The sequence below is a fragment of the Janthinobacterium sp. SUN176 genome, assembly GCF_030587335.1.
Classification (GTDB): Bacteria; Pseudomonadota; Gammaproteobacteria; order Burkholderiales; family Burkholderiaceae_D; genus Janthinobacterium; species Janthinobacterium kumbetense.
Window position 1 is genome coordinate 1,211,458 of the sequence record NZ_JAPWIA010000001.1, and the last position, 23,965, is coordinate 1,235,422.

Annotated in this window: 17 protein-coding genes; 10 read left to right on the plus strand and 7 right to left on the minus strand. The window is 65.8% G+C overall.

Translation table 11 applies throughout. The features are described from left to right. Positions 1-32: 32 nt before the first annotated feature. The 9 genes from O3299_RS05445 to O3299_RS05485 all read left to right on the plus strand — a co-directional run bounded on the left by O3299_RS05445 (position 33) and on the right by O3299_RS05485 (position 12,456). On the plus strand, positions 33-3,731 hold the full coding sequence (locus tag O3299_RS05445) for a nitrate reductase subunit alpha (RefSeq protein ID WP_305061696.1): 3,699 nt from the start codon (positions 33-35) through the stop codon (positions 3,729-3,731). Between the two features lies 1 nt (position 3,732). Beyond that, positions 3,733-5,283, plus strand: coding sequence for a nitrate reductase subunit beta (gene narH / locus O3299_RS05450; RefSeq protein ID WP_305061697.1), 1,551 nt, complete (start codon positions 3,733-3,735; stop codon positions 5,281-5,283). Between the two features lie 21 nt (positions 5,284-5,304). Then, positions 5,305-5,961: a nitrate reductase molybdenum cofactor assembly chaperone gene (narJ, locus tag O3299_RS05455; protein WP_370385297.1), complete on the plus strand. Its 657-nt coding sequence runs from the start codon at positions 5,305-5,307 to the stop codon at positions 5,959-5,961. A 34-nt stretch (positions 5,962-5,995) separates the two neighbouring features. Further along, a complete protein-coding gene (gene narI, locus O3299_RS05460; protein WP_070256335.1) occupies positions 5,996-6,682 on the plus strand; it encodes a respiratory nitrate reductase subunit gamma in 687 nt (228 codons plus the stop codon). Positions 6,683-6,697: 15 nt separating this feature from the next. After that, the gene (locus O3299_RS05465; protein WP_305061699.1) at positions 6,698-7,444 is read left to right on the plus strand and encodes a peptidylprolyl isomerase; all 747 of its coding nucleotides are present in this window, start codon (positions 6,698-6,700) and stop codon (positions 7,442-7,444) included. Between the two features lie 88 nt (positions 7,445-7,532). Next, the gene (gene moaA, locus O3299_RS05470) at positions 7,533-8,519 is read left to right on the plus strand and encodes a GTP 3',8-cyclase MoaA (RefSeq protein WP_099664215.1); all 987 of its coding nucleotides are present in this window, start codon (positions 7,533-7,535) and stop codon (positions 8,517-8,519) included. 26 nt (positions 8,520-8,545) lie between these two features. Beyond that, positions 8,546-10,447, plus strand: coding sequence for a type IV pili methyl-accepting chemotaxis transducer N-terminal domain-containing protein (locus tag O3299_RS05475; RefSeq protein WP_305061700.1), 1,902 nt, complete (start codon positions 8,546-8,548; stop codon positions 10,445-10,447). A gap of 24 nt (positions 10,448-10,471) precedes the next feature. After that, positions 10,472-11,134 (plus strand): response regulator, encoded by a 663-nt coding sequence (locus O3299_RS05480; RefSeq protein WP_034781594.1) that lies wholly within the window; start codon positions 10,472-10,474, stop codon positions 11,132-11,134. A 110-nt stretch (positions 11,135-11,244) separates the two neighbouring features. Continuing rightward, positions 11,245-12,456, plus strand: a complete 1,212-nt coding sequence (locus tag O3299_RS05485) for an NnrS family protein (RefSeq protein ID WP_305061701.1) — start codon at positions 11,245-11,247, stop codon at positions 12,454-12,456. A gap of 3 nt (positions 12,457-12,459) precedes the next feature. On the opposite strand, the gene O3299_RS05490 is transcribed toward O3299_RS05485, so the two are convergent. The 7 genes from O3299_RS05490 to O3299_RS05520 form a co-directional block, all read right to left on the minus strand. Then, on the minus strand, positions 12,460-12,585 hold the full coding sequence (locus O3299_RS05490) for a hypothetical protein (RefSeq protein WP_257218626.1): 126 nt from the start codon (positions 12,583-12,585) through the stop codon (positions 12,460-12,462). 33 nt (positions 12,586-12,618) lie between these two features. Then, positions 12,619-16,062: a response regulator gene (locus O3299_RS05495; RefSeq protein ID WP_305061702.1), complete on the minus strand. Its 3,444-nt coding sequence runs from the start codon at positions 16,060-16,062 to the stop codon at positions 12,619-12,621. Between the two features lie 97 nt (positions 16,063-16,159). Beyond that, on the minus strand, positions 16,160-17,617 hold the full coding sequence (locus tag O3299_RS05500) for a response regulator (RefSeq protein ID WP_305061703.1): 1,458 nt from the start codon (positions 17,615-17,617) through the stop codon (positions 16,160-16,162). Further along, positions 17,614-17,976 (minus strand): Hpt domain-containing protein, encoded by a 363-nt coding sequence (locus tag O3299_RS05505; RefSeq protein ID WP_305061704.1) that lies wholly within the window; start codon positions 17,974-17,976, stop codon positions 17,614-17,616. Before O3299_RS05505 ends, O3299_RS05500 begins: the two co-directional genes overlap by 4 nt. A gap of 34 nt (positions 17,977-18,010) precedes the next feature. Further along, positions 18,011-18,637 carry a response regulator gene (locus O3299_RS05510; protein WP_251348981.1) on the minus strand — a complete coding sequence of 209 codons (627 nt, stop codon included), beginning with the start codon at positions 18,635-18,637 and terminating at the stop codon, positions 18,011-18,013. Positions 18,638-18,776: 139 nt separating this feature from the next. Next, positions 18,777-19,421, minus strand: coding sequence for a hypothetical protein (locus O3299_RS05515; RefSeq protein ID WP_305061705.1), 645 nt, complete (start codon positions 19,419-19,421; stop codon positions 18,777-18,779). 49 nt (positions 19,422-19,470) lie between these two features. Then, positions 19,471-21,150 carry a methyl-accepting chemotaxis protein gene (locus O3299_RS05520; protein WP_305061706.1) on the minus strand — a complete coding sequence of 560 codons (1,680 nt, stop codon included), beginning with the start codon at positions 21,148-21,150 and terminating at the stop codon, positions 19,471-19,473. Positions 21,151-21,462: 312 nt separating this feature from the next. Here O3299_RS05520 and O3299_RS05525 point away from each other — a divergent pair, with 312 nt between their 5' ends. Next, positions 21,463-23,913, plus strand: a complete 2,451-nt coding sequence (locus O3299_RS05525; RefSeq protein ID WP_305061707.1) for a membrane-bound PQQ-dependent dehydrogenase, glucose/quinate/shikimate family — start codon at positions 21,463-21,465, stop codon at positions 23,911-23,913. The last annotated feature ends 52 nt before the right edge of the window (positions 23,914-23,965 follow it).

Here is a 23,965-nt window from a genome sequence, read left to right on the forward strand (position 1 = left end):
CGCCGCTGTCTGCGGCGCAATGTGGAGGTAGCATGAGTCACTTTCTGGACCGCCTGAAATTTTTTAGCAAGCCCGCCGAGCCGTTTTCAAACGGCCATGGCACCGTGGTCGATGAAGACCGTACCTGGGAAAACGCCTACCGCCAGCGTTGGCAGCACGACAAGATCGTGCGCTCCACGCATGGCGTGAACTGTACCGGCTCGTGCAGCTGGAAGGTGTATGTCAAGAATGGCCTGATCACCTGGGAAACCCAGCAAACCGATTACCCGCGCACGCGGCCTGACCTGCCCAACCACGAACCGCGCGGCTGTCCGCGCGGCGCCAGCTATTCCTGGTACGTGTATTCGGCGCAGCGCGTGAAATACCCGATGGTGCGTGGCCGCCTGATGGAAATGTGGCGCGAAGCGCGCAAGACCATGGACCCCGTCACGGCCTGGGACTGGATCAGCCAGGACCCCGTGCGCTCGCAGCAGTACAAGTCCATCCGCGGCCTGGGCGGCTTCGTGCGCGCCACGTGGGACGAATCGAATGAAATCATCGCCGCCGCGAATGCGCTGACGATCAAGAAATACGGCCCGGACCGCGTCGTCGGTTTTTCGCCGATTCCCGCCATGTCCATGGTCAGCTATGCCTCCGGCACGCGCTACCTGTCGCTGATCGGCGGCGTGGCCCTGAGCTTCTATGACTGGTACTGCGACTTGCCGCCGGCCAGCCCGCAAGTGTGGGGCGAACAGACGGACGTGCCGGAATCGGCCGACTGGTATAACTCGACCTATCTGATGGTGTGGGGCTCGAACGTGCCGATGACGCGCACGCCGGACGCCCACTTCTACACGGAAGTGCGCTACAAGGGCACGAAAACCGTGGCCATCTCGCCCGATTACGGCGAAATGGTGAAGTTCGGCGACATCTGGCTGGCGCCCAAGCAGGGCACGGATGCCGCGCTGGCGCTGGCCATGGGCCACGTCATCCTCAAGGAATTCCACTCGGAAGGGCAGAGCGCCTACTTCCGCGACTATGCGCGCCAGTACACGGACTTCCCGATGCTGGTCCTGCTCAAGGAGCATAACGGCACCCTGGTGCCCGACTACTTCCTGCGCGCTTCGCACCTGGACAACAACCTCGACGAAACCAACAATCCGGAATGGAAAACCCTCGTCATCGATGAAACCACGGGTGCGATCACCGCGCCGGCCGGCTCCATCGGCTTCCGCTGGGGTGAGTCGGGCAAGTGGAACCTGGAACAGAAGGCGGGCGGCAGCGGCGCGCCCATCGTGCCAATGCTCTCCATGATCAACGACAGCGACGCCGTCACGGAAGTGGGCTTTGCCTACTTCGGCGGCAAGGATGCGTCCGACATGCTGCTGCGCAAGGTGCCGGTGAAAACCATCCGCCTGGCCGACGGCAGCACGGGCCTGGTGACCACTGTGTTTGACCTGACCCTGGCCAACTACGGCATCGACCGTGGCCTGGGCGGCGAAAACGTGGCCGAAAGCTATGACGACGACGTGCCGTACACCCCCGCATGGCAGGAAAAGCACACTGGCGTGAAGCGCGCCGACGTCATCACCGTGGCACGCCAGTTCGCGGAAAACGCGGACCAGACGCGCGGCAAGAGCATGGTCATCGTGGGCGCCGGCCTGAATCACTGGTACCACATGGACATGACCTATCGCGGCATCATCAACATGCTGATGATGTGCGGCTGTATCGGCCAGTCGGGCGGCGGCTGGGCCCATTACGTGGGCCAGGAAAAACTGCGTCCGCAAACGGGCTGGACGCCTTTGGCCTTCGCCCAGGACTGGGTGCGCCCGATGCGCCAGATGAACGGCACCTCGTTCTTCTATGCCCACACGAGCCAGTGGCGCCATGAAAAGCTGGAAACGGGCGACATCGCCTCGCCATCGGCGGCCGGGGGCACGGGCGACCTGACCCTGCTCGACTATAACGCCAAGGCCGAGCGCATGGGCTGGCTGCCATCGGCGCCGCAGCTGCAAACCAATCCGCTGGAAGTGGCCAAGGCCGCGAAGGCGGCAGGGCAGGCGCCGGCCGCATATGCGCTCGACCAGATCAAGGCGGGCCAGCTGCAATTTTCGTGCGACGACCCGGACAACCCGGCCAACTTCCCGCGCAATATGTTCGTCTGGCGCTCGAATATCCTCGGCAGCTCGGGCAAGGGTCACGAGTACTTCCTGAAATACCTGCTCGGCACGCAGAACGGCCTGCTCAGCGACGAGGGCGACTGCCTCACGCCGAAGCAGGTGAAAGTGCGCCCGGCCGCCGAAGGCAAGCTCGATCTGCTGGTGGTGCTGGACTTCCGCATGTCGACCACGTGCCTGTACGGCGACGTGGTGCTGCCGACGGCCACCTGGTATGAAAAGGACGACTTGAACACGTCGGACATGCATCCGTTTATTCACCCCTTGTCGGAAGCCGTGCAACCCTTGTGGCAATCGAAATCGGACTGGGAAATCTACAAGGGCATCGCCGAGAAATTCTCGGAAATCGGCGGCGAGCTGCTGGGCACCCAGCAAGACATCATCCTCACGCCGCTGATGCACGACACCCCGGGCGAACTTGGCCAGCCATTCGATCCCAAGGATTGGCGCGCGGGCGAATGCGACGCCATTCCCGGCAAGACCATGCCGAACATGACGGTGGTCGAGCGCAATTACCGCGACGTCTACAAGAAATTCACCTCGATCGGCCCGCTGCTGGAAACCATCGGCAACGGCGGCAAGGGCATTTCCTGGAAAACGGGACATGAAGTCGAGGTACTGCGCGGCGTGAACCGCACGGTGCTCGACGAGGGTGTGTCGAAGGGCCAGCCACGCCTCGATACGGCCATCGATGCGGCCGAAATGATCCTGTCGCTGGCGCCGGAAACGAATGGCCACGTGGCCGTGAAAGCCTGGGCCGCGCTGTCCGCCATCACGGGACGCGAGCATACCCACCTGGCGCTGCCGCGCGAGCATGACAGCATCCGCTTCCGCGATGTGCAGGCGCAGCCGCGCAAGATCATTTCCTCGCCCACCTGGTCGGGCCTGGAAAGCGAAGAAGTCAGCTACACGGCCGGCTATACCAACGTGCATGAACTGATCCCATGGCGCACCCTGACGGGCCGCCAGCAGTTCTACCAGGATCACCTGTGGATGCGCGATTTTGGCGAGGGGCTGTGCGTGTACAAGCCGGCCATCAACACGAAGACGACGGAAGCGCTGCTGGGCACCAAGCCGAACGGCAACAAGGAACTGGCGCTGAACTTTTTGACACCGCACCAGAAGTGGGGCATCCACTCCACGTATTCGGACAACCTGCGCATGCTGACCCTGTCGCGCGGCGGACCGCACGTGTGGCTGTCGGAAACCGATGCGCAGACGGCAGGCATCGTCGACAACGACTGGATCGAAGTGTTCAACGTGAATGGCAGCCTGACGGCGCGTGCCATCGTCAGCCAGCGCATCCCGGCCGGCATGACGATGATGTACCACGCCCAGGAAAAGATCATCAACGTGCCTGGCGCGGAGATGACGGGCAAGCGGGGCGGCATCCATAACTCGGTGACGCGCGCCGTGCCCAAACCGACGCACATGATCGGCGGCTACGCACAACTGGCGTACGGTTTCAATTACTACGGCACGGTGGGCTCCAACCGCGATGAATTCGTATTGGTGCGCAAGATGAACAAGGTCGACTGGCTCGAAGGCCCGTTGCAGGAAGAAGGAGCATAGTATGAAAATCAGAGCGCAAATCGGCATGGTGCTGAACCTGGACAAGTGCATTGGCTGCCACACTTGTTCCGTCACCTGCAAGAACGTGTGGACCAGCCGTGACGGCGTCGAGTACGCATGGTTCAACAACGTGGAAACCAAGCCAGGCATCGGCTATCCGAAGCAGTGGGAAAACCAGGACAAGTGGAATGGCGGCTGGCGCCGCACGGACGCGGGCAAGATCGAGCCGCGCCAGGGCAGCCGTCTGAAAATCCTGGCGAATATCTTCGCCAACCCGAACCTGCCCGCCATCGACGAGTACTACGAGCCGTTCACCTACGACTACGAGCACCTGCAAAGCGCGCCGCTGTCGCAGACGCCGCCGACGGCCCGTCCCATCTCCGTGCTGACGGGGAAAAAGATGGAGAAAATCGAGTGGGGTCCGAATTGGGAAGATGACCTGGGCGGGGAATTCGCCCAGCGCAGCAAAGATAAACTGTTCGACAACATGCAGAAGGAGATGTACGGCACGTTCGAAAACACCTTCATGATGTACTTGCCGCGCCTGTGCGAGCATTGCCTGAACCCGACGTGCGTGGCGTCTTGCCCGTCCGGCTCCGTGTACAAGCGCGAAGACGACGGCATCGTGCTGATCGACCAGGACAAGTGCCGCGGCTGGCGCATGTGCATCTCCGGTTGCCCGTACAAGAAGATTTACTACAACTGGTCGTCCGGCAAGGCGGAGAAGTGCACGTTCTGCTTCCCCCGCATCGAAGCGGGCCAGCCGACCGTGTGCTCGGAAACGTGCGTGGGCCGCATCCGCTACCTGGGCGTGCTGCTGTATGACGCCGACAGGATCGAGGCTGCCGCCTCCGTGCCGCAGGAGCAGGACCTGTACCAGGCGCAGCTCGATCTGTTCCTCGATCCGCACGATCCGGCCATCATCGCCGAGGCGCGCCGCCAGGGCATTCCCGACCTGTGGCTGGAAGCTGCCGTCAAGTCGCCCGTCTACAAGATGGCCGTCGAGTGGAAAGTGGCGTTCCCGCTGCATCCGGAATACCGCACCTTGCCGATGGTGTGGTACGTGCCGCCGCTGTCGCCGATCCAGGCGGCCGCCGAATCGGGCAAGCTGGGCGTGAACGGCATGCTGCCGGATACGCAAAGCCTGCGCATTCCCGTGCAGTACCTGGCCAATCTGCTGACGGCCGGCGACCAGCCGCCCATCGTTTCGGCGCTGGACCGCATGCTGGCCATGCGTGCCTACATGCGCAGCAAGACCGTCGAGAAGGTGGAAAACCTCACGGTATTGAAGCAGGTGGGCTTGACCAAGGCGCAGGTGGAGGACATGTACCACATCATGGCCATCGCCAATTACGAAGACCGCTTCGTCATCCCCAGCAGCCACAAGGAAATGGCCGAGGACAGCTTCAACGAGAAGGGTTCCTGCGGTTTCAGCTTCGGCAACGGCTGCTCGGACGGAGTCAGCGAGCCTACCTTGTTCGGCAAGAAAAAACACGGTTCGGCCATCTTCATGCAGATGCCGAAGTCGCGCAAAACGGCGCCTGGCGCTTAAGGAATCGATATGAACAACCCGATGAACCATTATCACATCCTCTCGCGTCTGCTGCTGTATCCGGAGCCCGAGCTGATCGCGCACCTGCCGCAACTGGACGCGGCGATGGCCGCCGAGCCGGAACAGCACGCGCTGCTGCAGCCCTTGCTGGCGCACCTGGAAAGCAGCAGCCTGATCGACCTGCAGCAGCAGTACGTGGCCACGTTCGACCGCAATCCGTCGCACTCGCTGCACCTGTTCGAGCATATCCACGGCGAATCGCGCGACCGGGGCCAGGCCATGGTCGACCTGATGGAGGAATACAAGCGCCACGGCCTGCAAATGGTGGGCGACGACTTGCCCGACTTCGTGCCCCTGTTCCTGGAGTTCCTGGCACAGCTCGACGAGGCGGCTTCGGCGCCGCTGCTGGGCGACGCCGTCCACGTGCTGGCGCACATCGGCCGCAAGCTGACGGCCAACGGCAGCCCGTATGCGCCCATCTTCACCTTGCTAGAACGCCTGAGCCCCGTGGCGGCCGAAATGCTGGCCGAACCGCCGGTGCGCGACATGGATGAAGCGCTGGAAACCTTCGGTCCCGGTGCGGACGGCGTCGAGCCGTTGCTGCGCCAGGGTCAGGGCCAGGTCGCGGGCGGCGTCCATCCCGTGCATTTTCACCCGCAGCCGCGGCGCGCCGCTTAACTGGCCGCCTGCGCCCGCATGAGGAGAGTACATCATGAGTAATTACTTGCATCAATTTGTGTATGGCATTTATCCATACATCGCGCTGGCCATCTTTTTCCTGGGTAGCCTGATCCGTTTCGACCGCGAGCAATACACGTGGAAGTCCGATTCCAGCCAGTTGCTGCACCGCGGCAGCCTGCGCCTGGGCAATATTCTGTTCCACATCGGCATCATCGGCCTGCTGTTCGGCCATGCGGCCGGCTTGCTCACCCCCGTATGGGTGTGGGATACGCTGGGCGTGTCGCACAGCCTGAAGCAGGGCGTGGCCATGGCGGCCGGCGGCGTGATGGGCGGCCTGTGCCTGGTCGGCATCCTGATCCTGCTGGCGCGCCGCTTCGGCAATGAACGGCTGCGTGCCGTCACCACGGCCGGCGACAAGCTGGTGATGGTGTGGATATTGCTGACCTTGCTGCTGGGCCTGTCGTCGATCTTCGTCTCGGCTTCGCACATGGATGGCCACATGATGGTCTTGCTGATGAACTGGGCGCAGCACATCGTGACTTTCCGCGGCGACGCGGCCAGCTTCATCGTCGATGCGCCGCTGGTGTTCAAGCTGCACCTGTTCATGGGCATGTCGTTGTTCGTTATCTTCCCGTTCACCCGCCTGGTGCACGTGTGGAGCGGCTTTGGCGCCATCGGCTATCTTGGCCGCGCCTATCAACTGGTGCGCCGCCGTTAAGAAAGGAGCTACATCATGGGAATCTCCGTCAATGGCATCGATATCGACGATGCCGACATCGCGCAGGAATTGCCGCATCACGACGGCGCCGGCAATCCGCTGAAACAGGCCGTGCATGAACTGGTGCTGCGCCGGCTGCTGCAAGACGAGGTCGAACGCCTCGGCGTGCAGGGCGGCAGCCTTGACGACCGCATCGAAGCGCTGTTCGCGCAGGAAGTGCGCGTGCCGCCCGCCGACGATGCGGCTTGCCGCACCTTTTATGCGCAGCGCCCGCAGCTGTTTAGCCGCGGGGCGCTGGTCGAGGCGCGCCACATCCTGTTCCAGGTGACGCCCGAGGCGCCGCTGGAGCTGCTGCGCACGACGGCGCAAGCCGTGCTTGACGCCCTGAAACTGGCGCCCGAGCGCTTCGGCGAACTGGCGGCGCAGTATTCGAACTGCCCCTCGGGCGCTCTGGGGGGCAACCTGGGCCAGCTGTCGCCGGGCCAGAGCGTGCCGGAGTTCGACGCGCTGCTTTTCCGCCTGGAAGAGGGTGCGCTGGCCGGCCATTTGCTGGAAACGCGCTTCGGCTACCACATCGTGCAGGTGCTGCGCCGGGTCGAAGGCCAGGCCATCGCTTACGAGGCGGTGCAGGCGCAGATCGCCGACCGCCTGTCGCGGGCCGCGTGGCAGCGCGCCGTGCACCAGTATCTGCACTTGCTGGTGGGGCGCGCGGAGATCGCCGGTATCGAGCTGGAAGGCACAGCCAGTCCGTTAGTGCAATAGACCGGAAGGCGTAGGCCGCTAGGCCTTCTGGGGCACAGCCAGATCGTGCCCCAGCCTTTACAATCAAGGAAGAAACAGGAGTAGCATCATGGGTAGCGTCAAATTGCAGGACCGTTTTGGCCGTTCGATCGATTATGTGCGGCTGTCCGTCACCGACCGCTGCGATTTGCGTTGCAGTTATTGCATGCCCAAGGGCTTTCGCGGTTTCGAAGAGCCGAAGGACTGGCTGACGTTCGACGAGATCGAGCGCCTGCTGGGTATTTTTGTGCGCCTCGGCACGCGCCGCGTGCGCCTGACGGGCGGCGAGCCCCTGTTGCGGCGTAACCTGCCGGAGCTGGCGCAGAGGCTGTCCGCGCTGCCCGGCTTGCAGGACCTGTCGCTGTCGACGAATGCCACGCAGCTGGGCAAGCATGCCGTGGCCCTGCGCGCGGCCGGCGTGGACCGCATCAACGTCAGCCTGGACTCCCTGGACCGCGCCTGCATGCAGCAGATCACGGGGCGCGACAGCCTGCAGCCGATTCTGGACGGCCTGATGGCGGGCAAGGGGGCCGGTTTCGATCCGATCAAGATCAATATGGTGGCCATGCGCGGCGTCAATGACAGCCAGATCGAGGCCATGGCGGCCTTCTGCATCGAGCAGCAGTTCATCCTGCGCCTGATCGAAGCCATGCCGATGGGCAGCACGGGCCGCAATGCCCGCTACATGCCGCTCGGTCCCGTGCGCGAGCGCCTGGCGGCCCGCTTTGGCCTGGTGCCGCAGGCGATGGAGCTCGGTGGCGGGCCGGCGCGCTATATGGCGACCCCTGATGGACGCTCGAGCATCGGCTTCATCACGCCCATGTCGCAGCACTTTTGCGCCACCTGCAACCGCGTGCGCCTGTCCGTCGATGGTACCCTGTACCTGTGCCTGGGCCAGGAAGAAAAATTCGCCCTTGGCCCCATGCTGCGCGGCGGGGCCACGGATGCGGAGATCGAGGCGGCGATCCGCGCCGCCATCGAACTCAAGCCGCAGCAGCATGATTTCAACACGCAGCCGGACAAGATTATCCGTTTTATGGCCCAAACCGGAGGCTGAACGGGGCGGTGCCAAGTAAAGGGTGTATGAAATTTAAAGCGATGTTTTCCTCCTGGCAGAAGCTGTCGACCAAGATCGTCGGCGCGCTGCTGCTCATGCTGGTGCTGGCCCTGAGTGCCATCGGCTGCACCCTGTTCCTGTCGTGGCAACTCGAAGGCAGTTCGGCCGCCATCAACGAGACGGGCCGGCTGCGCATGCAGACTTACCGCCTGACCCTTTTGCTTGCCAGCGATGCGGGCGAGCAGGCGCGCCAGCAAGTGCTGCTGATCGACGAGACCCTGGCCAAGATCGGCCATGGCGACCCGCAGCGCCCCTTGTTCCTGCCGCCCAGCAGCGCCATCAAATCCGAATTCGAGCGCATCGGCACCGTCTGGCGCGGCGCCCTGCGTCCGGCCGCCCTGGCCGCCGATTCCAGCGTGCGCGCGCGCCAGTTCGAGCATGACGCCGATACCTTCGTCGGCCAGGTCGACCAGCTGGTGCGCCTGATCGAACACGATAGCGAACAGCGCACCTTCTGGCTGCGCGCCTCGCAACTGATCCTGGTCGGGATGGCCGTCATCGGCACGGTGAGCATGATTTACCTGATGTTCATGCTGATCATCGAACCCGTCACGCGCCTGCGGCTGGGCATGCAGCGCATGAAGGAACGCGACTTCAGCGTGCGCCTGGCAGTGGAGAGCAATGACGAATTCGGCCAGCTGGCCAGTGGCTTCAACCAGATGGCCGACCGCCTGCAGGCGCTGTACGGCAACCTGGAAGAGGGCGTGCGCAGCAAGACGGCCACGCTGGAATACCGCAACCGCGAACTGGCGCTGCTGTACGAAAGCGCCGCCTTCCTGCAGCGCCCGCAGCCGCTGGAAGACATCTGCGGCGGTTTCATGCAGCGCATCGTCGACTATTTCGAGGCCGACGGCTCCACCGTGCGCGTGCTCGACGCCGAGCGGGGCAACCTGCACATGGTGGTGCACCACGGCCTGTCCGAAGAACTGGTGGCGTCCGAGCATTGCCTGAAGGTGGGCGACTGCCTGTGTGGCACGGCCGTCGAGATGAAGGTGGCGAAGGTGCACGACATGCGCCGCATCGACAAGGCGCACGAGCTGCGCTGCCACCGCGAGGGCTTTGCCACCGTCTCCGTTTTCCACATCCACGCGCATGAACAGCACCTGGGCTTTTTCAACCTGCATTTCCGCCATGCGCGCGTGTTTTCCGCGCGCGAGCTGGCCTTGCTGGAAACGCTGGGCCAGTTGCTGGGCATCGCGCTGGAAAACCTGCGCCTGGCTGCGCGCGAACGCGAAATGGCCATTTCCGAAGAGCGCAACCTGGTGGCGCAGGGGCTGCACGACAGCATCGCGCAAAGCCTCAATTTCCTCAACCTGCAAGTGCAGATGCTCGACGACTCCGTGCGCAACGCCCGTTTCGACGAGGTGGCGGGCATCGTGCCGGCCCTGCATGCGGGCGTGAAGGAAAGCTATGAAGACGTGCGCGAACTGCTGGCCAATTTCCGCAGCCGCCTGATGGAAGATGACCTGATCGGCTCCCTGCGCGCCGCGGTGGACAAATTCCGCCGCCAGACGGGCATCGACGCCGAGCTGCTGGCCGATGTCGACGGCGCGCCATTCCCCCGCGAGCAGCAATTGCAGTTATTATTCATCGTGCAGGAAGCGCTGTCGAACATCCGCAAGCACGCCCAGGCCAGCCACGTCGAGGTGCGCCTCGCCGACCACCAGGACTTTACCTTGACGATCAGCGACAATGGCGTCGGCTTCGACGCTTGCGCCGTGCTGGAAAAGGGCGACAGCCATGTCGGCATCCATATCATGCGCGAGCGCGCGCAGCGCATCGACGCCACGTTCGACGTGCACGCCTGTCCTGGCGGCGGCACCACCGTCGAACTGCATTTGTCGCGCGAACAGCGCCGCGCCGCCTAAGTAACCACCTGAAAGTACAAAAAAATGGAGACACCCGATAAACCGATCACCGTCATGCTGGTGGACGACCACGCGCTGTTCCGCAGCGGCATACGCTCGCTGCTGCAGCGGCATACGGACTTTTCCGTCGTGGGCGAGGCGGCCGATGGCGTGGAAGGCATCAAGCGCGCCATCCAGTTGCAGCCCGACGTGGTGCTGCTGGACCTGAACATGGCCGGCATGTCCGGCGTGGAAGCGCTGCAGCTGATGCAGCACGATTGCCCGGACACGGCCATCGTCATGCTGACCGTGTCCGAAGACGCGGAAGACCTGGCGACGGCCCTGCGCGCGGGCGCCTGCGGCTACCTGATCAAGAATATCGACGCCGATTACCTGGTACGCGCCATCCGCCGCGCCGCCGCCGGCGAAGTCGTCATCGCCGAAGCCATGACGGGCAAGCTGGTGGCGCAGCTGCAGGCGGGCACGCGGCGCGAGGAGCCCGTGTCGGAACTCGACAAGCTCACGCCGCGCGAAAAGGAGATCATCGACTGCCTGTCGCGCGGCGAGAGCAACAAGGGCATCGCCCGCACGCTGGACCTGGCTGAAAGCACGGTCAAGATCCATGTGCAGAACGTGCTGAAAAAACTCAACCTCACCAGCCGCGTGCAGGCGGCCGTGTACGCGGTCGAACACCGCCAGGGCAAGTAGCCTGCGCCGGCGGCTAGTCCTTGCGGGCTAGCCGTCTAATCCTTTTGCCGATGGCGGCAGCTGCGCTTTTAAAGTAGTATATTGAATATATCTTTAAATGCGAACCCATCATGGCCATCACCCCGATCAGCGAACCATCTCCTTCTCCCGCCGCCCCCGGCGCGGCGCCCTGGCATGCCGGCCACGCCGTCTGGCAACTGGGTTTCCGCCCGTTTTACCTGCTGGCGGCCGTGTTTGCGGCCATCAGCATTCCCCTGTGGCTGGCCAGCTACTTCGGCGTGCTGGCGGGCGGCTTGCACGTGGGGCTGGGCTGGCATATGCATGAAATGGTGTTCGGCTTCGCGCTGGCCGTCGTCGTGGGTTTCCTGTACACGGCGGGGCGCAACTGGACGGGCTTGCCCACGCCGCATGGCGCGCCGTTGATGGCGCTGGCGGCGCTGTGGCTGGCGGGGCGCGTGGCAATGCTGTGCGGGCCAAGCCTGCTGACGGCGCTGGTCGACTGGCTGTTCCTGCCGCTGGCCGCCTGGCCCCTGTATCGGGTGCTGCGCCGCTCGGGCAATACGCGCAACCTGTTCCTCGTCGGCTTGCTGGCCCTGCTGGCGCTGGCCAATGGCCTGTTCCACGCGGCCGTACTGGGCTGGCTGCCGCTGTCGCTGTTCCTGCCCGTGCAGGCGGCCATCCTCATCATCGTGCTGATCGAATCGGTGATCGGCGCGCGCGTGATCCCCATGTTTACCCGCAATGGCGCGCCTGGCAGCACGCCCGTGGCCAGTCCGCGGCGGGCCTTGATCGCCGTGGCCTGCATGGCGGCGGCCGCGATCGCATGGCTGGCCGGCGCGCCAGCCTGGCTGACGGCGCCGCTGGCTTTCTGTGCTGCCGGCGTCTCGCTGACCAACCTGCTGGCCTGGCAGCCGCAGCGCACCCTGGGCGTGCCGCTGCTGTGGATACTGCACCTGTCGTATGCGTGGATAGGCATCGGCTTCGCGCTGCTGGCGGCCGCCAGCCTGGGCCTGCTGCCGGCCAGCGCCGCGTTTCACGCGCTGACGGTGGGCTCGATGGCGGGCCTGATCATCGGCATGATGACGCGCACCACCCTGGGTCACACGGGCCGCCCGTTGAAAGGCGGCAGGGCGGAAGCGGCGATGTATTGGCTGATCCAGCTGGGCGCGCTGGCGCGCCTGCTGGCCGCCGTCGGTCCCGCAACGCTGGCCATGCCGCTGCTGCTGGCAGCGGGCGCCTGCTGGTCGCTGGCCTTTGGCCTGTATGCGTGCGTGTATGCGCCGTACCTGTGGCGCGCCAGGGTGGATGGCCGCGAAGGCTAAGCGTCAGAAAGGGCGCCAGGCCAGCAGTTTCCTGATTTCCGGCGTCCAGTAGGACAGCGATTCGCCCACGACGAATAGCAGCAGGCCCAGCATCAAGGCTCTCAGCAGTAAATCCCTGCACCAGATCATGGCGTCTCCCAAATTTTCATATTGGCAAGTTTATCATTGGCATGCCTGGCCATGTTGCGTTTCTGGTACTGCCGCCTGGTCGGACGGCGGCGTCCGTGCCGTAAAGGTCGCGACGGCCTCGATGGCGTGCGCCAGCGCCTGCTCCAGTGTGTCGAGCGCGGCGGCCGCATCGTCGCCGGCGTGCAGCAGCTGTTCGGCATGCCGGGCCGCATGCAGGGTGGCGGGCAGGGCCAGGCTGCCCGCCTCGCCGGCCAGCTTGTGCGCCAGCGCGGCCGCGTCGCCGCGCGCATCGGCCGCCAGCAGGGCCCGCATGGCGCCGACCGTGTCGCCGTAGGTGTTGCTAAAACACAACAAGTGCTGGCGGTAGGGTGCTTCATCGAGCCACTGCGCCATCCCTTGCGCCAGGTCGATCGCGGGCGCCGCGCCGGCCGGCGGCTCGGTCATTGCCATTTCGGCCGTGACAGGCGGCAGGGCAGGCAGCCCTTGCGCATGACGCCGGTGCGCGCGCGCGACCAGGGCGATGGTCTGCGGCACGTCGAACGGTTTGCTGATGAAATGGTTCACGCCCGCTTCCAGTGCCGCCGTGCGCTGCGTCTGGAAGGCGCCGGCCGTCAGCGCCACCACGGGCAAGTCCTGGAACTGCGGCAACTGGCGCAGCGCGCGCGTCGCCTGCAAGCCATCCATGACGGGCATCTGCACATCCATCAGCACGATGTCGACGTCGGCGGGGTGGGCCAGCAGCCAGTCCAGCGCCTGCTGGCCGTCGCAGGCGAACGAGGGCACGGCGCCCTGGTCGCACAGGATATGCCTGACCACGTCGCGGTTGATTTCGCTGTCGTCGACCACCAGCACGCGCACGCCGGCCAGCTGGCGCTCTTCCAGCGGAACCAGACTGGCGTCCAGGCCGGCATCTCTGGCCCGCTGCTGGCGCGCAGCCATCGCCGCGTTGTACAGGCTGGAAGCGGTCACCGGCTCGTTGAGGATGGCATCGGCGGCATAGACCGGGTCGGTGCGCCGCCGTGCCGGCGCCATTGCCGGCGCGCCGCTGGCGGCCAGGATGACGACGGGGCAGTCCTGCGGCGGCAAGTATTCGCGCAGCGCGCGCGCCGTCGCTTCGCCGTCCAGGTCCGGCATGCGCGCGGCCAGCACCACGACGCCGGGCCGCTCGCCCTCGGCGCAGGCCAGCGCATAATCGAGTGCCGCCTGGCCGCCGGACACGGCATGCACGCTCCAGCCCAGGCCGCGCGCCGCGGCGTCCACCGCCTCGCGCGTGCCGGCGTTGTCGTCGGCCAGCAAGACATGCAGGCCCTGCATGTCGGGTGAGGACAGGGCTTTGGCGGGCATCAATTGCAGGGGCACCGTGAAACTGAATTCGCTGCCCTGGCCCAGGCCGCTTTTCAGCTGCAGGGTGCCGCCCATCAGGCGGACCAGCTGGCGGCAGATGGTCAGGCCCAGTCCCGTGCCGCCGAAGCGGCGCGTGGTGGAACTGTCGGCTTGGGCGAAGGCGGAAAAGATCGCTTCCTGCACCTCGGGGGCGATGCCGATGCCCGTGTCGCGCACGCAAAAGCGCAGCACGGCGGCGTCGCCGTCGCGGCTGTCCAGCGTGCTCAGCAGCTCGACCGTGCCCTGTGGCGTGAACTTGATGGCATTGCTGCCCAGGTTGACCAGCACTTGCTCCAGCCGCAGCGCGTCGCCCAGCATGTGGTCGATGCCGTCGGGCAGCGGCCCGATCCGCACCTCAATCGGCTTGTCGTGCGCGGCAACGCCCATGCTGGCGGCAATCTTTTCGATCACTTCGGCCAGGCGGAACGGCGCCTGCTCGATGCGCATGTGGCCGGCCTCGATTTTCGAGACGTCCAGCACGTCGTTGATGATGCCCAGCAGGGATTGGCCTGCGGCGCGGATCTTGCGCGTCATCAACAGTCCCTCTTCATCCAGGCGGCCCCTTTCCAGCAGCCAGGCCATGCCGAGGATGGCGTTCAGCGGCGAGCGGATTTCATGGCTCATGTTGGCGAGGAATTCCGCCTTGCTGCGGTTGGCCGCTTCGGCCCCGTCGCGCGCCAGCAGCATGGCCGCCTCGGCCTGCTTTTGCGCGGAAATATCCTGGGCAAAGATCAAGGTGGCCGGCCCATCCTTGAGCATCACGCGCGTGCTGGTCTTGAGGGTGGGCACGGGCCGGCCCTGCTTGTCCAGGCCGACGGCTTCAAACACCTGTTCGCTGGCCGAATCGGCCTCGATCAGCGTCTCGTTGCTTGCCAGCGCCACTTGCGAGTCGGCCGTGAGCATGGTGCGCCAGGCCAGGCCGCTCAGGTCATCCTCGGGCGCATAGCCATGCAGGTGGCGGTAGCGCGGATTGGAATACACGAAGCGCCCATGGCGCAGGATGGCGATCGCCACGGGCGCATCTTCGATCAGGGTGCGAAAGCGCGTTTCGCTGTCGGACACGGCTTGCATGGCCTGGCGTTCCCTTTCCTGTTCCACCTGCCAGGCCGCCTGCTGTCGGCGCCGCCGCTGGCTCCAGAACAGCAGGCTGGCCGCGGCCAGCGCCAGCATGGCAAAGCCGAGCACGTAGCCCAACGCCTGGCGCCGCAGCGGGGCGGCGATGGCCGCTTCTTCGCGGCTCAGGCCGATGATCAGGGCGCGGTCCATGTGCAGCGTGGCGGGGGCGATGGTTGCCATCGCCATGACGCGGGGGGAGGCGGACCCGCCGGCGCCGGCAATCTCGACGCCGCTCAGCACGCCCGCCTGAAAGCCGCTGTCGCGAAAGCGCCGCAGGAAGCTGCCGGGCGCGTCCACATTGCCGCCATTGGCGTTCCTGGGCGGATAGTTCAGGAATTGCCGGCCGTCTCCATGCACGACCACGGCCCAGACGTCGGCCGCATACATGGCGGTGCGGAACTTGGCCGTGAAATAGTCGGGGTCGAAGGTGGCCACGACGACGCCGGCAAAGCGGCCTTGCCGGTCCTGCACCATGCGCGCCGCCGTGATGACCAGGTCCCGCTTGAAGGACAGGAAAGGCGCCGAGATGTACAGCATGCGCGCATCGGGGGCGTCGCGCGCCGTCTGGAAGTAGCCGCGGCGCGAAAAATCCTGGCCGGCCAGTTCCGGGATGTTGGTGGCGACCGGCTTGCCGCCGGCATCGATGACCAGCATGGTGCGCACGCCCGGCATGGCGTCGACCAGCGCGGCCAGGCGCCGGGGCAGCGCTTGCCCGGCGTCGGGCGCGGTGCCGGCGGCAAGGTAGTCGCGGATCACGCCGTCGAGCACCAGGTTGGTCGACGCCAGGTCGACTTCGATATTTTTTGCCAGCAGCGCCGTCAGCACGCTGAGCCTTTCGCGCTCGGCCGCATCGTGCCGCGACGCTTCGGCCAGGTGCGCGTAGGCGAGGGCGGCAGCCACGATCAGCAGCCCGAGGAGCAAAAACAGCCATTCGATCAATCGCCTGTGCACTGCCGCCGCGTCTGTGTGATAGGTCATGTGGCGATGCTATACCCGATATGCAGGGAGAACAACTTTTGCGCATGACTACGCAGGTGATAGTGTGGCCAATTTGCCGCCAGGCGGCAGGCGGAGGCTAGCGCGCCAGCCAGCGTTCCACCATGGCGCGCAACTGGGCGGCCGTGAAGGGCTTGGACAGGTAATCGTCCATGCCGGCCGCCGCGCAGCGCTGCCGGTCGTCGTCCGTGGCGCCGGCCGTGAGGGCGATGACGGGCAGGCGCGGCGCGCCGCTGGCCGCTTCGCGGGTGCGCAGGGCCTGGCACGCCTGGTAGCCGTCCATGACGGGCATCATGCAATCCATCAGGACCAGGTCGTACTGTTGTTCGGCCAGCGCTTGCAGGCCCAGCGCGCCGTTCTCCGCCGTGTCGATGGCGTAGCCGCAGGTGCCCAGCTGCAGGCACACCAGCTGGCGGTTCAGCGCCGTATCCTCGACCAGCAGGATGCGCGCGCCCGACGCTTGTTCCGGCGGCTTGGCGGCATCCGCTGGTGCCGCGCGCTCCTGCAGCGCCAGCACCGTGGCCGCGTCGCGCTCCTGGCGCCGCAGCAGGGCCAGGATCAGCGCGACGGCCGCGGCCAGCACGAGCAGGCTGACGACGGCCGCGCCGCCCATGGTGAGCAGCATGCGCCGCCAGCCCGCCAGGTAGACGTCGTCCGTCACGGTCACGTTGATGGCCAGCGGATAGTCGCGCACCAGCCGTATGGCGGCCAGGCGGTCGACCGCGCGCCCCTGGTCGGCCGCGCGCGGCGAGTCCACCTGCAGCACGCCATCGGTCTTGCCCTGTTCCAGCAGGCGGTAGGTGCTGCCCGTCAGGTTGCGTTTGCCCATCATGGCGGGTACGGCCGGCCAGCGGGCCAGCAGCGTGTAGTCGCTGCGGTACAGGGAAAAGGCCGTGTGTTCACCGATGCTGGTGTTCTGGAAGAATTTGCTGAAGAAGTCGCACGACAGGCCCACCAGCACCACGCCCAGAAAGTGGCCGTCCGTGCCGCTGATGCGCCGGCTGATATAAAAGGTCCAGGCGCCATCGCCCTTGTTTTGCACGGGCGCGCTGACATGCATGCCGCCGTCCGGGTGGCGCCGGTGATACTCGAAGTAATCGCGCTCGTCGAGGCGGAGGGGCGGCGCGGGAAAGGCGCGGCTGAAGGCCAGCACCTTGGCATCGCCGCCGATGATGGATACCCCGTCCACCTGCGGCACGCCGCCGATCTTGTGTCGCAGCATCTGCTGCATGGCCGGGGTGCCGACGGCGGCAGCCAGCGCTTGCGCGTCCGCGGGGGCGGCGGCATCGATGTCGCCGCTGACGCCGTCGAGCACCAGCCTGGCCGCCGTCATGCTCTGCGCCGTGTTTTCCGCCAGCAGCAGCGACAGCTTGGACAAGTCCTGTTTCCAGTCATCGACGGCTTCGCGGTGCAGCAGCACGCCGGAGACGGCGATGCGCAGCGCCAGCAGGCCCACCAGCACCAGGCCCACGACGGCTGCCGTGGTGCGCGGCCGATAGCGGTACACCAGGCGCAGGGCGGCCTGGCGCGCGTTCATGCCTGCGCGCCCGTGTAGTCGAGCATGCTGCGGCGTACCTCCTGCTCCACGGCGCCGACCAGCGCCGCCGTCTCATCGAGCCAGCCTGCTGCCGGCACGCCCTGGTGGCGCACCAGCTGCTCGAGTGCCGCCAGGCGCGCCGCCAGGGCGCTTGCGCCCAGCAGGACGACGGTGCCGCGCAAGGTATGGCAGCTGTGCACGATGGCTTGCGCCGTACCGCCGCGCACGGCCAGCTCGACGCGGGCAAACATGGCCGGCGCCGTATCGAGGTAGGTCTGCGACAGGGCGCGGAACATCTCCAGGTCGCGCCCGGTGGCCTGGAACAGCACGGCAGGATCGATGTGGCGATAGGCTGGCATGGCGGCTCCGTGGCGGGGGGAAGGCGGTGGCCGGCTAGGCGGCCAGGCTGTTGCGCCGCGCATGGCCGGCGCAGCAGGCGCGCAGATAGCCGCGCAGTTCGTCGTAATTGACGGGCTTGGCAAAAAATACCACGCCGGGCGGCACGCCGCCCCGTTCTTGCAGTTCCTCCGGCGTCAGGCTCGACAGCATGGCGATGTGCATGTCCGCCAGCAGCGGGTCGGCCAGGATGGTGCGGATCACCTCGTAGCCGTCGATGCCTTCCATGATGATGTCGGCCAACAGGATGTCGGGCTGGTCGCGGGCGATTTCCATCAGCGCCTGGTAGCCGTTTTCGCAAAAGCGCAAGTCCGCCTGCAAGCCCCAGGAACCGATCTGCTTTTCATACAGCGCCCGTTCGATCGGATTGTCTTCGATGACGAGGATGGACGGCGGGCGGCCCGACGGGGCGGGGCGGTTGGCGCGTGCGGCGCGCTGGTCCTGGCCCGGCTGGCCGGGATTACCCTTGTAGGCTTCGACGGCCGCAAGGGGAATGCGCCGGTGGCCGCCCTTGGTCTTCCAGGCTTCGATCACGCCGGCCTCGACCAGTTGCTGCACGGATGTCACCGAGATGCCGAGGATTTCGGCGGCCTTTTGGGTAGTGCAAACGTCTGCAGTGTGCATGATGTGCTGTCTGGTCGCGGATGAAGTTGAAGGAGATGATACGCAATCGCGCTCAAAAAATCAATTTTAACGAATTAGATGAATTCAATAAAAACCTGGCTGGTTCAGGGCCGGGCAGGCGCGCCACGGCGCTGCGCGCTCATGACCGGCTGCCTGCGCCGCTGCGCTCCTCTGCCAGCACCGCGCCCGTTTGCAGGGCCGTGACGGCTTGCGACAGCGTGTCGAGCGCCATCAGCAGTTCCGCATGCAGGCGGCGCAGCGCGCCGATATCGTTGGCAAAGCCCGCATGCACGGCCTGGCGCGCCAGCGCCTGCAAGGGGAGCAGGCCCATGGCCAGGCTGCCGTCGAGAATTTCCTGCGCCAGCACGCGCGCCGGGGCGGACCGCTCGCAGCGCAGCGCATGGGCGATGCCGGCGAGGCGGTCGCGCGTCTCGGCCACGAACAGGGCCAGAATCTCGCCCTGCAGGCGCCGGTCGTGGCCGAACATGGCGTCCAGGCGGGCCAGTTCGAATGGCGGCGCGCCCGGCGCCCTGGGCGCTTGCGGCGGCGGTGCGCTGTCAGCCCCCCTGGCCGGCGGGGCCGCTTTGCGCATCTGCAGCAGTTGATGCAGGTCGGACGGCGTGCTGGCGCCGGCCGCTGGCGCGCGGCCGGCCTGGCGCCAGCGGGTGCGGCGCCAGAGCAGGGCGGCCAGCAGCAACAGCAAGCCTGCCAGCGCCAGCGCCGGGCGCATCAGCGACAGGTCTTCGCAGCGCAGGAAGGGGTGGATGGAGAGAAAGGCGTTCATGGCGGTGCTCCAGTGCGGACGATGCGCGTGATCCTGCGTGAGGACGGACCTAAAATACTTCCCAATCGCCGGCATCGGCGGCGGCCGGCGCCGTGTTCCTGGCCTGGCCCGCGTGGCGCGTGGCGACCAGCCTGAGCGTGGCCTTGTGCTGCGCGGGCCGCCGGGCGGCAGGCGCGCGGGGCGCCGCGCCGGCTTGCCCTTGCGCCAGCTTGAAGGTGCCCACCACGTCGGCCAGCTTGGCCGCCTGCTCCTGCAGCGATTGCGATGCCGCCGCCGCTTCCTCGACCAGGGCCGCATTCTGCTGCGTGACTTCATCCATCTGCGCGATGGCGCGGTTGATTTCCTCGATGCCCGTGCTTTGCTCCACGCTGGCGGCCGAGATTTCGCTGACGATGCCGGTGACGCTGCGTACCGTGTCGACCACTTCCGTCATGGTCGCGCCGGCCTGCTGGACCAGCTTGCCGCCTTGTTGCACCTGTTGCACGGAGTCGCCGATGAGTGCCTTGATTTCCTTGGCGGCCGCCGCCGAACGGTGCGCCAGGTTGCGCACTTCGCTTGCCACGACGGCAAAGCCGCGTCCCTGTTCCCCGGCGCGCGCCGCTTCCACTGCTGCATTCAGGGCCAGGATATTGGTCTGGAAGGCGATGCCGTCGATGACGCCGATGATGTCGGCGATCTTGGCGGACGAGCTGTCGATCGCTTGCATGGTGCGTATCACGTCGCCCATCACTTGCCCGCCCCGCTGCGCCTGGTCCGAGGCGCTGACGGCCATTTGCCGGGCTTGGCGGGCGTTGTCCGCATTCTGCCGCACGGTGGCCGTCAATTCTTCCATGGCCGACGCGGTTTCTTCCAGCGAGCCGGCCTGCTGCTCCGTGCGCGCCGACAGGTCCAGGTTGCCCGCCGCGATCTCGCTTGACGCCGTGCCGATGGTGTCCGTGCCGGCACGCACTTCGGCCACGATGCGCACCAGGCTGCCGCTCATCTCCGCCAGGGCCGTCATCAGCTGGCCCACCTCGTCGTGCGAGGCGGCGCTGACCTGCACGCTGAGGTCGCCGCTTGCGATGGTGCGGGCCACGCCGATGGCATCGGCCAGCGAGGCGGCGATGCGCCGCGCCAGCAGCAGGCCCATGCCGGCCACCAGGGCCGTCACGGCCAGGGCCAGGCTGCAGGAAATCCAGCGCGCGCTGGCCGCGGCCGCGGCGCCGTCGGCAGCCCCCCTGGCGGCCAGGGTTTCGTTGTAGCGGTGATGGGCGGCGAGGGCGTCGACCAGTTCCTTGATCAGGGGCTGGCTTTCCATCAGCAAGTCGCGTGCGGCGTCGAGTTCGCCCGCCTTCGACAGCGCCAGCACCTTGTCGCGCACGGCGTCGTAGCGCAGCAGCACGGCACGGTCCGTGGCCAGCAGCGCCTTGTCTTGCTCATCTGAAATGTTTTCCTTTTCATACTGGTCGAGCGCCTTGCCGACCGCCGCGCGCGCCTCGTTGATGCCCGCTTCCAGCTTGTCGCGCCTGGCGGCGTCCTTGCTGGCCATGTGCTGCCAGACGGCCGTGCGCATCTGCGTGAACGGCACGAATGCCCGGTTCAGGGTCAGCAGGCTGGGAACCGTGTTGACGGTGGCATAGCTGGCCGCCGTGTACACGCGGTCCATCTGGTAGATGCCAAAGCCCGCCAGGGCGGCCAGTCCCAGGACGACGGAAAGGATCAAGACGTACAGCCGTTTAGCGATGGTCATGATGGGCGCCGCTCCAATGAAGTGAAATTCAAGAAAAATACTTTGCCTGGATGAGTTTTTTCATTTTACGCCAAAAATTTGTTTTATTCGAGAAATTTGTTGTTTATCTATTTTAATTTATGTTTTTCATCAAAATCGCATCGCGGAAGATGGCTGAACGCGCATGTCGTGTATAAAAAGCCACACGGCACGCGGCGGGCGTTCTGGCGTGTGGCACGCTTTGTCAATTAGTGAAAAAATGTAATTTCATTGATTGCCATCAAATACGGTGCGCAGGCGCGTGCCGCCGACTGACTCTTGTAAAGGAGCATCATGACTGCCTCTGCCCGGCCTGGACCCTTGCTTGTCATCACCGCAGTCATCTTTATCTTGCTGGGCCTGGCGCTCGTTGGCGGCGGCGCCTGGCTCGTCAGCCTCGGCGGTTCCTGGTATTACGTCGTGGCGGGTATCGGCATGATAGTTGCCGGTGCGCTCGTGTGGAAAAGGCGGCGCAGCGCCCAGCTCTTCCTTGCGCTGCTGCTGTTCGGCACCCTGATCTGGTCCGTGATCGAAGTGAAGTTCGACTGGTGGCAATTGCTGCCGCGCCTCGATATCTGGTTCGCCGCCGCCGTCTGGCTGCTGCTGCCGTTCATCGACCGCCGCCTCGATCCGCCGCTGATCGCGGGCGCAAAGCCGCGCGACGCGGGCAAGAGCGCACTGCTGGCGGCCGTTGTGGTGACGGCTGCCGTGGGCGTGTTCTCGCTGTTCCAGGATTACTACACTTTGCATGGCGAAGTGCCGGCCGAGAACATGGCCGCCGTGCCCGCAGGCGATTTCGCGCCCGGCGTGGCGCCCAACGACTGGGCCGCGTATGGCCGCTCCGGCTATGGCGACCGCTATGCGCCGGCCGCGCAGATCACGCCGGCCAACGCGGCGCAGCTGAAACAGGCGTGGGTCTACAACACGGGCGACTTCAAGGGGCCGACGGATCCGGGCGAGATCGCCAACGAAGTCACGCCGCTGAAAGTGAACGGCATGCTGTACCTGTGCACGCCGCATAACATCGTCATCGCGCTGGACCCGGACACGGGCAAGGAGCTCTGGCGCCACGATCCGAAGATCAACCGCGACGCGTCCAGCTACCAGCACATGATTTGCCGCGGCGTCGCCTACTGGGACGTCAACGCGGGCCGCGCCAAGGACAGCCCGGCGCCGGAAGCGGCCGGCATGGAATGCCCGCGCCGCATCTTCGCGCCCACCATGGATGCGACCTTGATCGCCGTCAATGCCGATACGGGCGAAGCGTGCAAGAGCTTTGGCGAAAATGGCGTCATCGGCCTGTACCACGGCATGGGCATGAAGAAGCGGGGCTTCCTGATGCCGACGTCGCCGCCGGCCGTGGCGCAAAATGTGGTGGTGATGGCCGCCAGCGTGACCGACAATTTTTCCACCGAGGAGCCGTCTGGCGTGATCCGCGGCTACGACCCCGTCACGGGCAAGCTGATGTGGAACTGGGATGCCTCGAACCCGGACGACACGGCGCCGATTGCCGAGGGGAAAACCTACACCAACAATTCGCCGAATTCCTGGGGCGTGTCCAGCGTGGATGAAAAGCTGGGCATGGTCTACATTCCGATGGGCAACGAAACGCCCGATACGTGGGGCGGCAACCGCAACCCCCATGGCGAGAAATACAACAGCGCCATCGTCGCGCTCGACCTGGCGACGGGCAAGGTGCGCTGGGTCTACCAGACCGTGCACCACGACATCTGGGACATGGATATCGGCGGCCAACCGACCCTGGTCGACATCGACACGCCGAAAGGCAAGGTACCGTCCGTGGTGGCCACGACGAAACGGGGCGACATCTACGTGATCGACCGGCGCGACGGCAGCCTGGTCGTGCCGGCGCCGGAAAAACCCGTGCCGACGGCCAACGCGGCCCCCGGCGACAAGCTGTCGCCCACGCAGCCATTCTCGGCCCTCACTTTCTTGCCCGAGAAAAACATCAGCGAAACGGATATGTGGGGCACGACGCCGTTCGACCAGCTGGCGTGCCGCATCATCTTCCGCCAGCACCGCTATGAAGGGCCGTTCACGCCGCAAACGGTGGCCGAAGGCAAGATCAAGGGCGCCATCATCTCGCCCGGTCCGCTCGGCATCTTCGAGTGGGGCGGGGCGGCCGTCGATCCCGTGCGTCAGCTGCTGCTGGTCAACCCCGACTACATGGGCTTCCTGGAACGCCTGGTGCCGCGCGCGCAAGCCAATGCGCCGGGCGGAACGGGCACGGAAATGGGCTTGCAGCCGCAGACGGGCGTGCCATTCGCCGTGGAAATCAAGCCCTTCCTGTCGCCGCTGGGCTTCCCATGCCAGGCGCCGCCCTGGGGCTATATCGCCGCCGTCGACTTGCGCACCATGAAAAAAGTGTGGATGCACAAGAACGGCACCACGCGCGACAGCGCTCCCGTGCCCATCGCCTTGCCGCTGGGCGTGCCCAGCCTGGGCGGCATCAGCACCACGGGCGGCGGCGTGGCTTTCCTCAGCAGCACGCTCGACTACTACATCCGCGGCTACGACGTGCGCAACGGCAAGACCGTATGGAAAGCCCGGCTGCCGGCCGGCGGCCAGGCTACGCCGATGAGTTATGTCTCCGACAAGACGGGCAAGCAATATGTGGTGGTGATGGCCGGCGGCCACGGTTCGCTGGGCACGAAGATGGGCGACAGCCTGGTGGCGTTTGCCTTGCCGGACGAGGCGGTGAAGGAGGCGGGGAAAGCGAAGTAAGCGCTACGCATCCGCGGCATGGACCGGCCATGCCGCGGATGCGCTGCCATTG

Coding starts and splice junctions, on each gene's coding strand:
- O3299_RS05485 (WP_305061701.1), top strand. CDS start 11,245: ATGGCCATCACCCCGATCAGCGAACCATCTCCTTCTCCCGCCGCCCCC.
- narH (WP_305061697.1), top strand. CDS start 3,733: ATGAAAATCAGAGCGCAAATCGGCATGGTGCTGAACCTGGACAAGTGC.
- O3299_RS05505 (WP_305061704.1), bottom strand. CDS start 17,976: ATGCCAGCCTATCGCCACATCGATCCTGCCGTGCTGTTCCAGGCCACC.
- O3299_RS05495 (WP_305061702.1), bottom strand. CDS start 16,062: ATGACCTATCACACAGACGCGGCGGCAGTGCACAGGCGATTGATCGAA.
- O3299_RS05465 (WP_305061699.1), top strand. CDS start 6,698: ATGGGAATCTCCGTCAATGGCATCGATATCGACGATGCCGACATCGCG.
- O3299_RS05515 (WP_305061705.1), bottom strand. CDS start 19,421: ATGAACGCCTTTCTCTCCATCCACCCCTTCCTGCGCTGCGAAGACCTG.
- O3299_RS05475 (WP_305061700.1), top strand. CDS start 8,546: ATGAAATTTAAAGCGATGTTTTCCTCCTGGCAGAAGCTGTCGACCAAG.
- O3299_RS05520 (WP_305061706.1), bottom strand. CDS start 21,150: ATGACCATCGCTAAACGGCTGTACGTCTTGATCCTTTCCGTCGTCCTG.
- O3299_RS05490 (WP_257218626.1), bottom strand. CDS start 12,585: ATGATCTGGTGCAGGGATTTACTGCTGAGAGCCTTGATGCTGGGCCTG.
- O3299_RS05480 (WP_034781594.1), top strand. CDS start 10,472: ATGGAGACACCCGATAAACCGATCACCGTCATGCTGGTGGACGACCAC.
- O3299_RS05500 (WP_305061703.1), bottom strand. CDS start 17,617: ATGAACGCGCGCCAGGCCGCCCTGCGCCTGGTGTACCGCTATCGGCCG.
- O3299_RS05510 (WP_251348981.1), bottom strand. CDS start 18,637: ATGCACACTGCAGACGTTTGCACTACCCAAAAGGCCGCCGAAATCCTC.
- moaA (WP_099664215.1), top strand. CDS start 7,533: ATGGGTAGCGTCAAATTGCAGGACCGTTTTGGCCGTTCGATCGATTAT.
- O3299_RS05445 (WP_305061696.1), top strand. CDS start 33: ATGAGTCACTTTCTGGACCGCCTGAAATTTTTTAGCAAGCCCGCCGAG.
- O3299_RS05525 (WP_305061707.1), top strand. CDS start 21,463: ATGACTGCCTCTGCCCGGCCTGGACCCTTGCTTGTCATCACCGCAGTC.
- narI (WP_070256335.1), top strand. CDS start 5,996: ATGAGTAATTACTTGCATCAATTTGTGTATGGCATTTATCCATACATC.
- narJ (WP_370385297.1), top strand. CDS start 5,305: ATGAACCATTATCACATCCTCTCGCGTCTGCTGCTGTATCCGGAGCCC.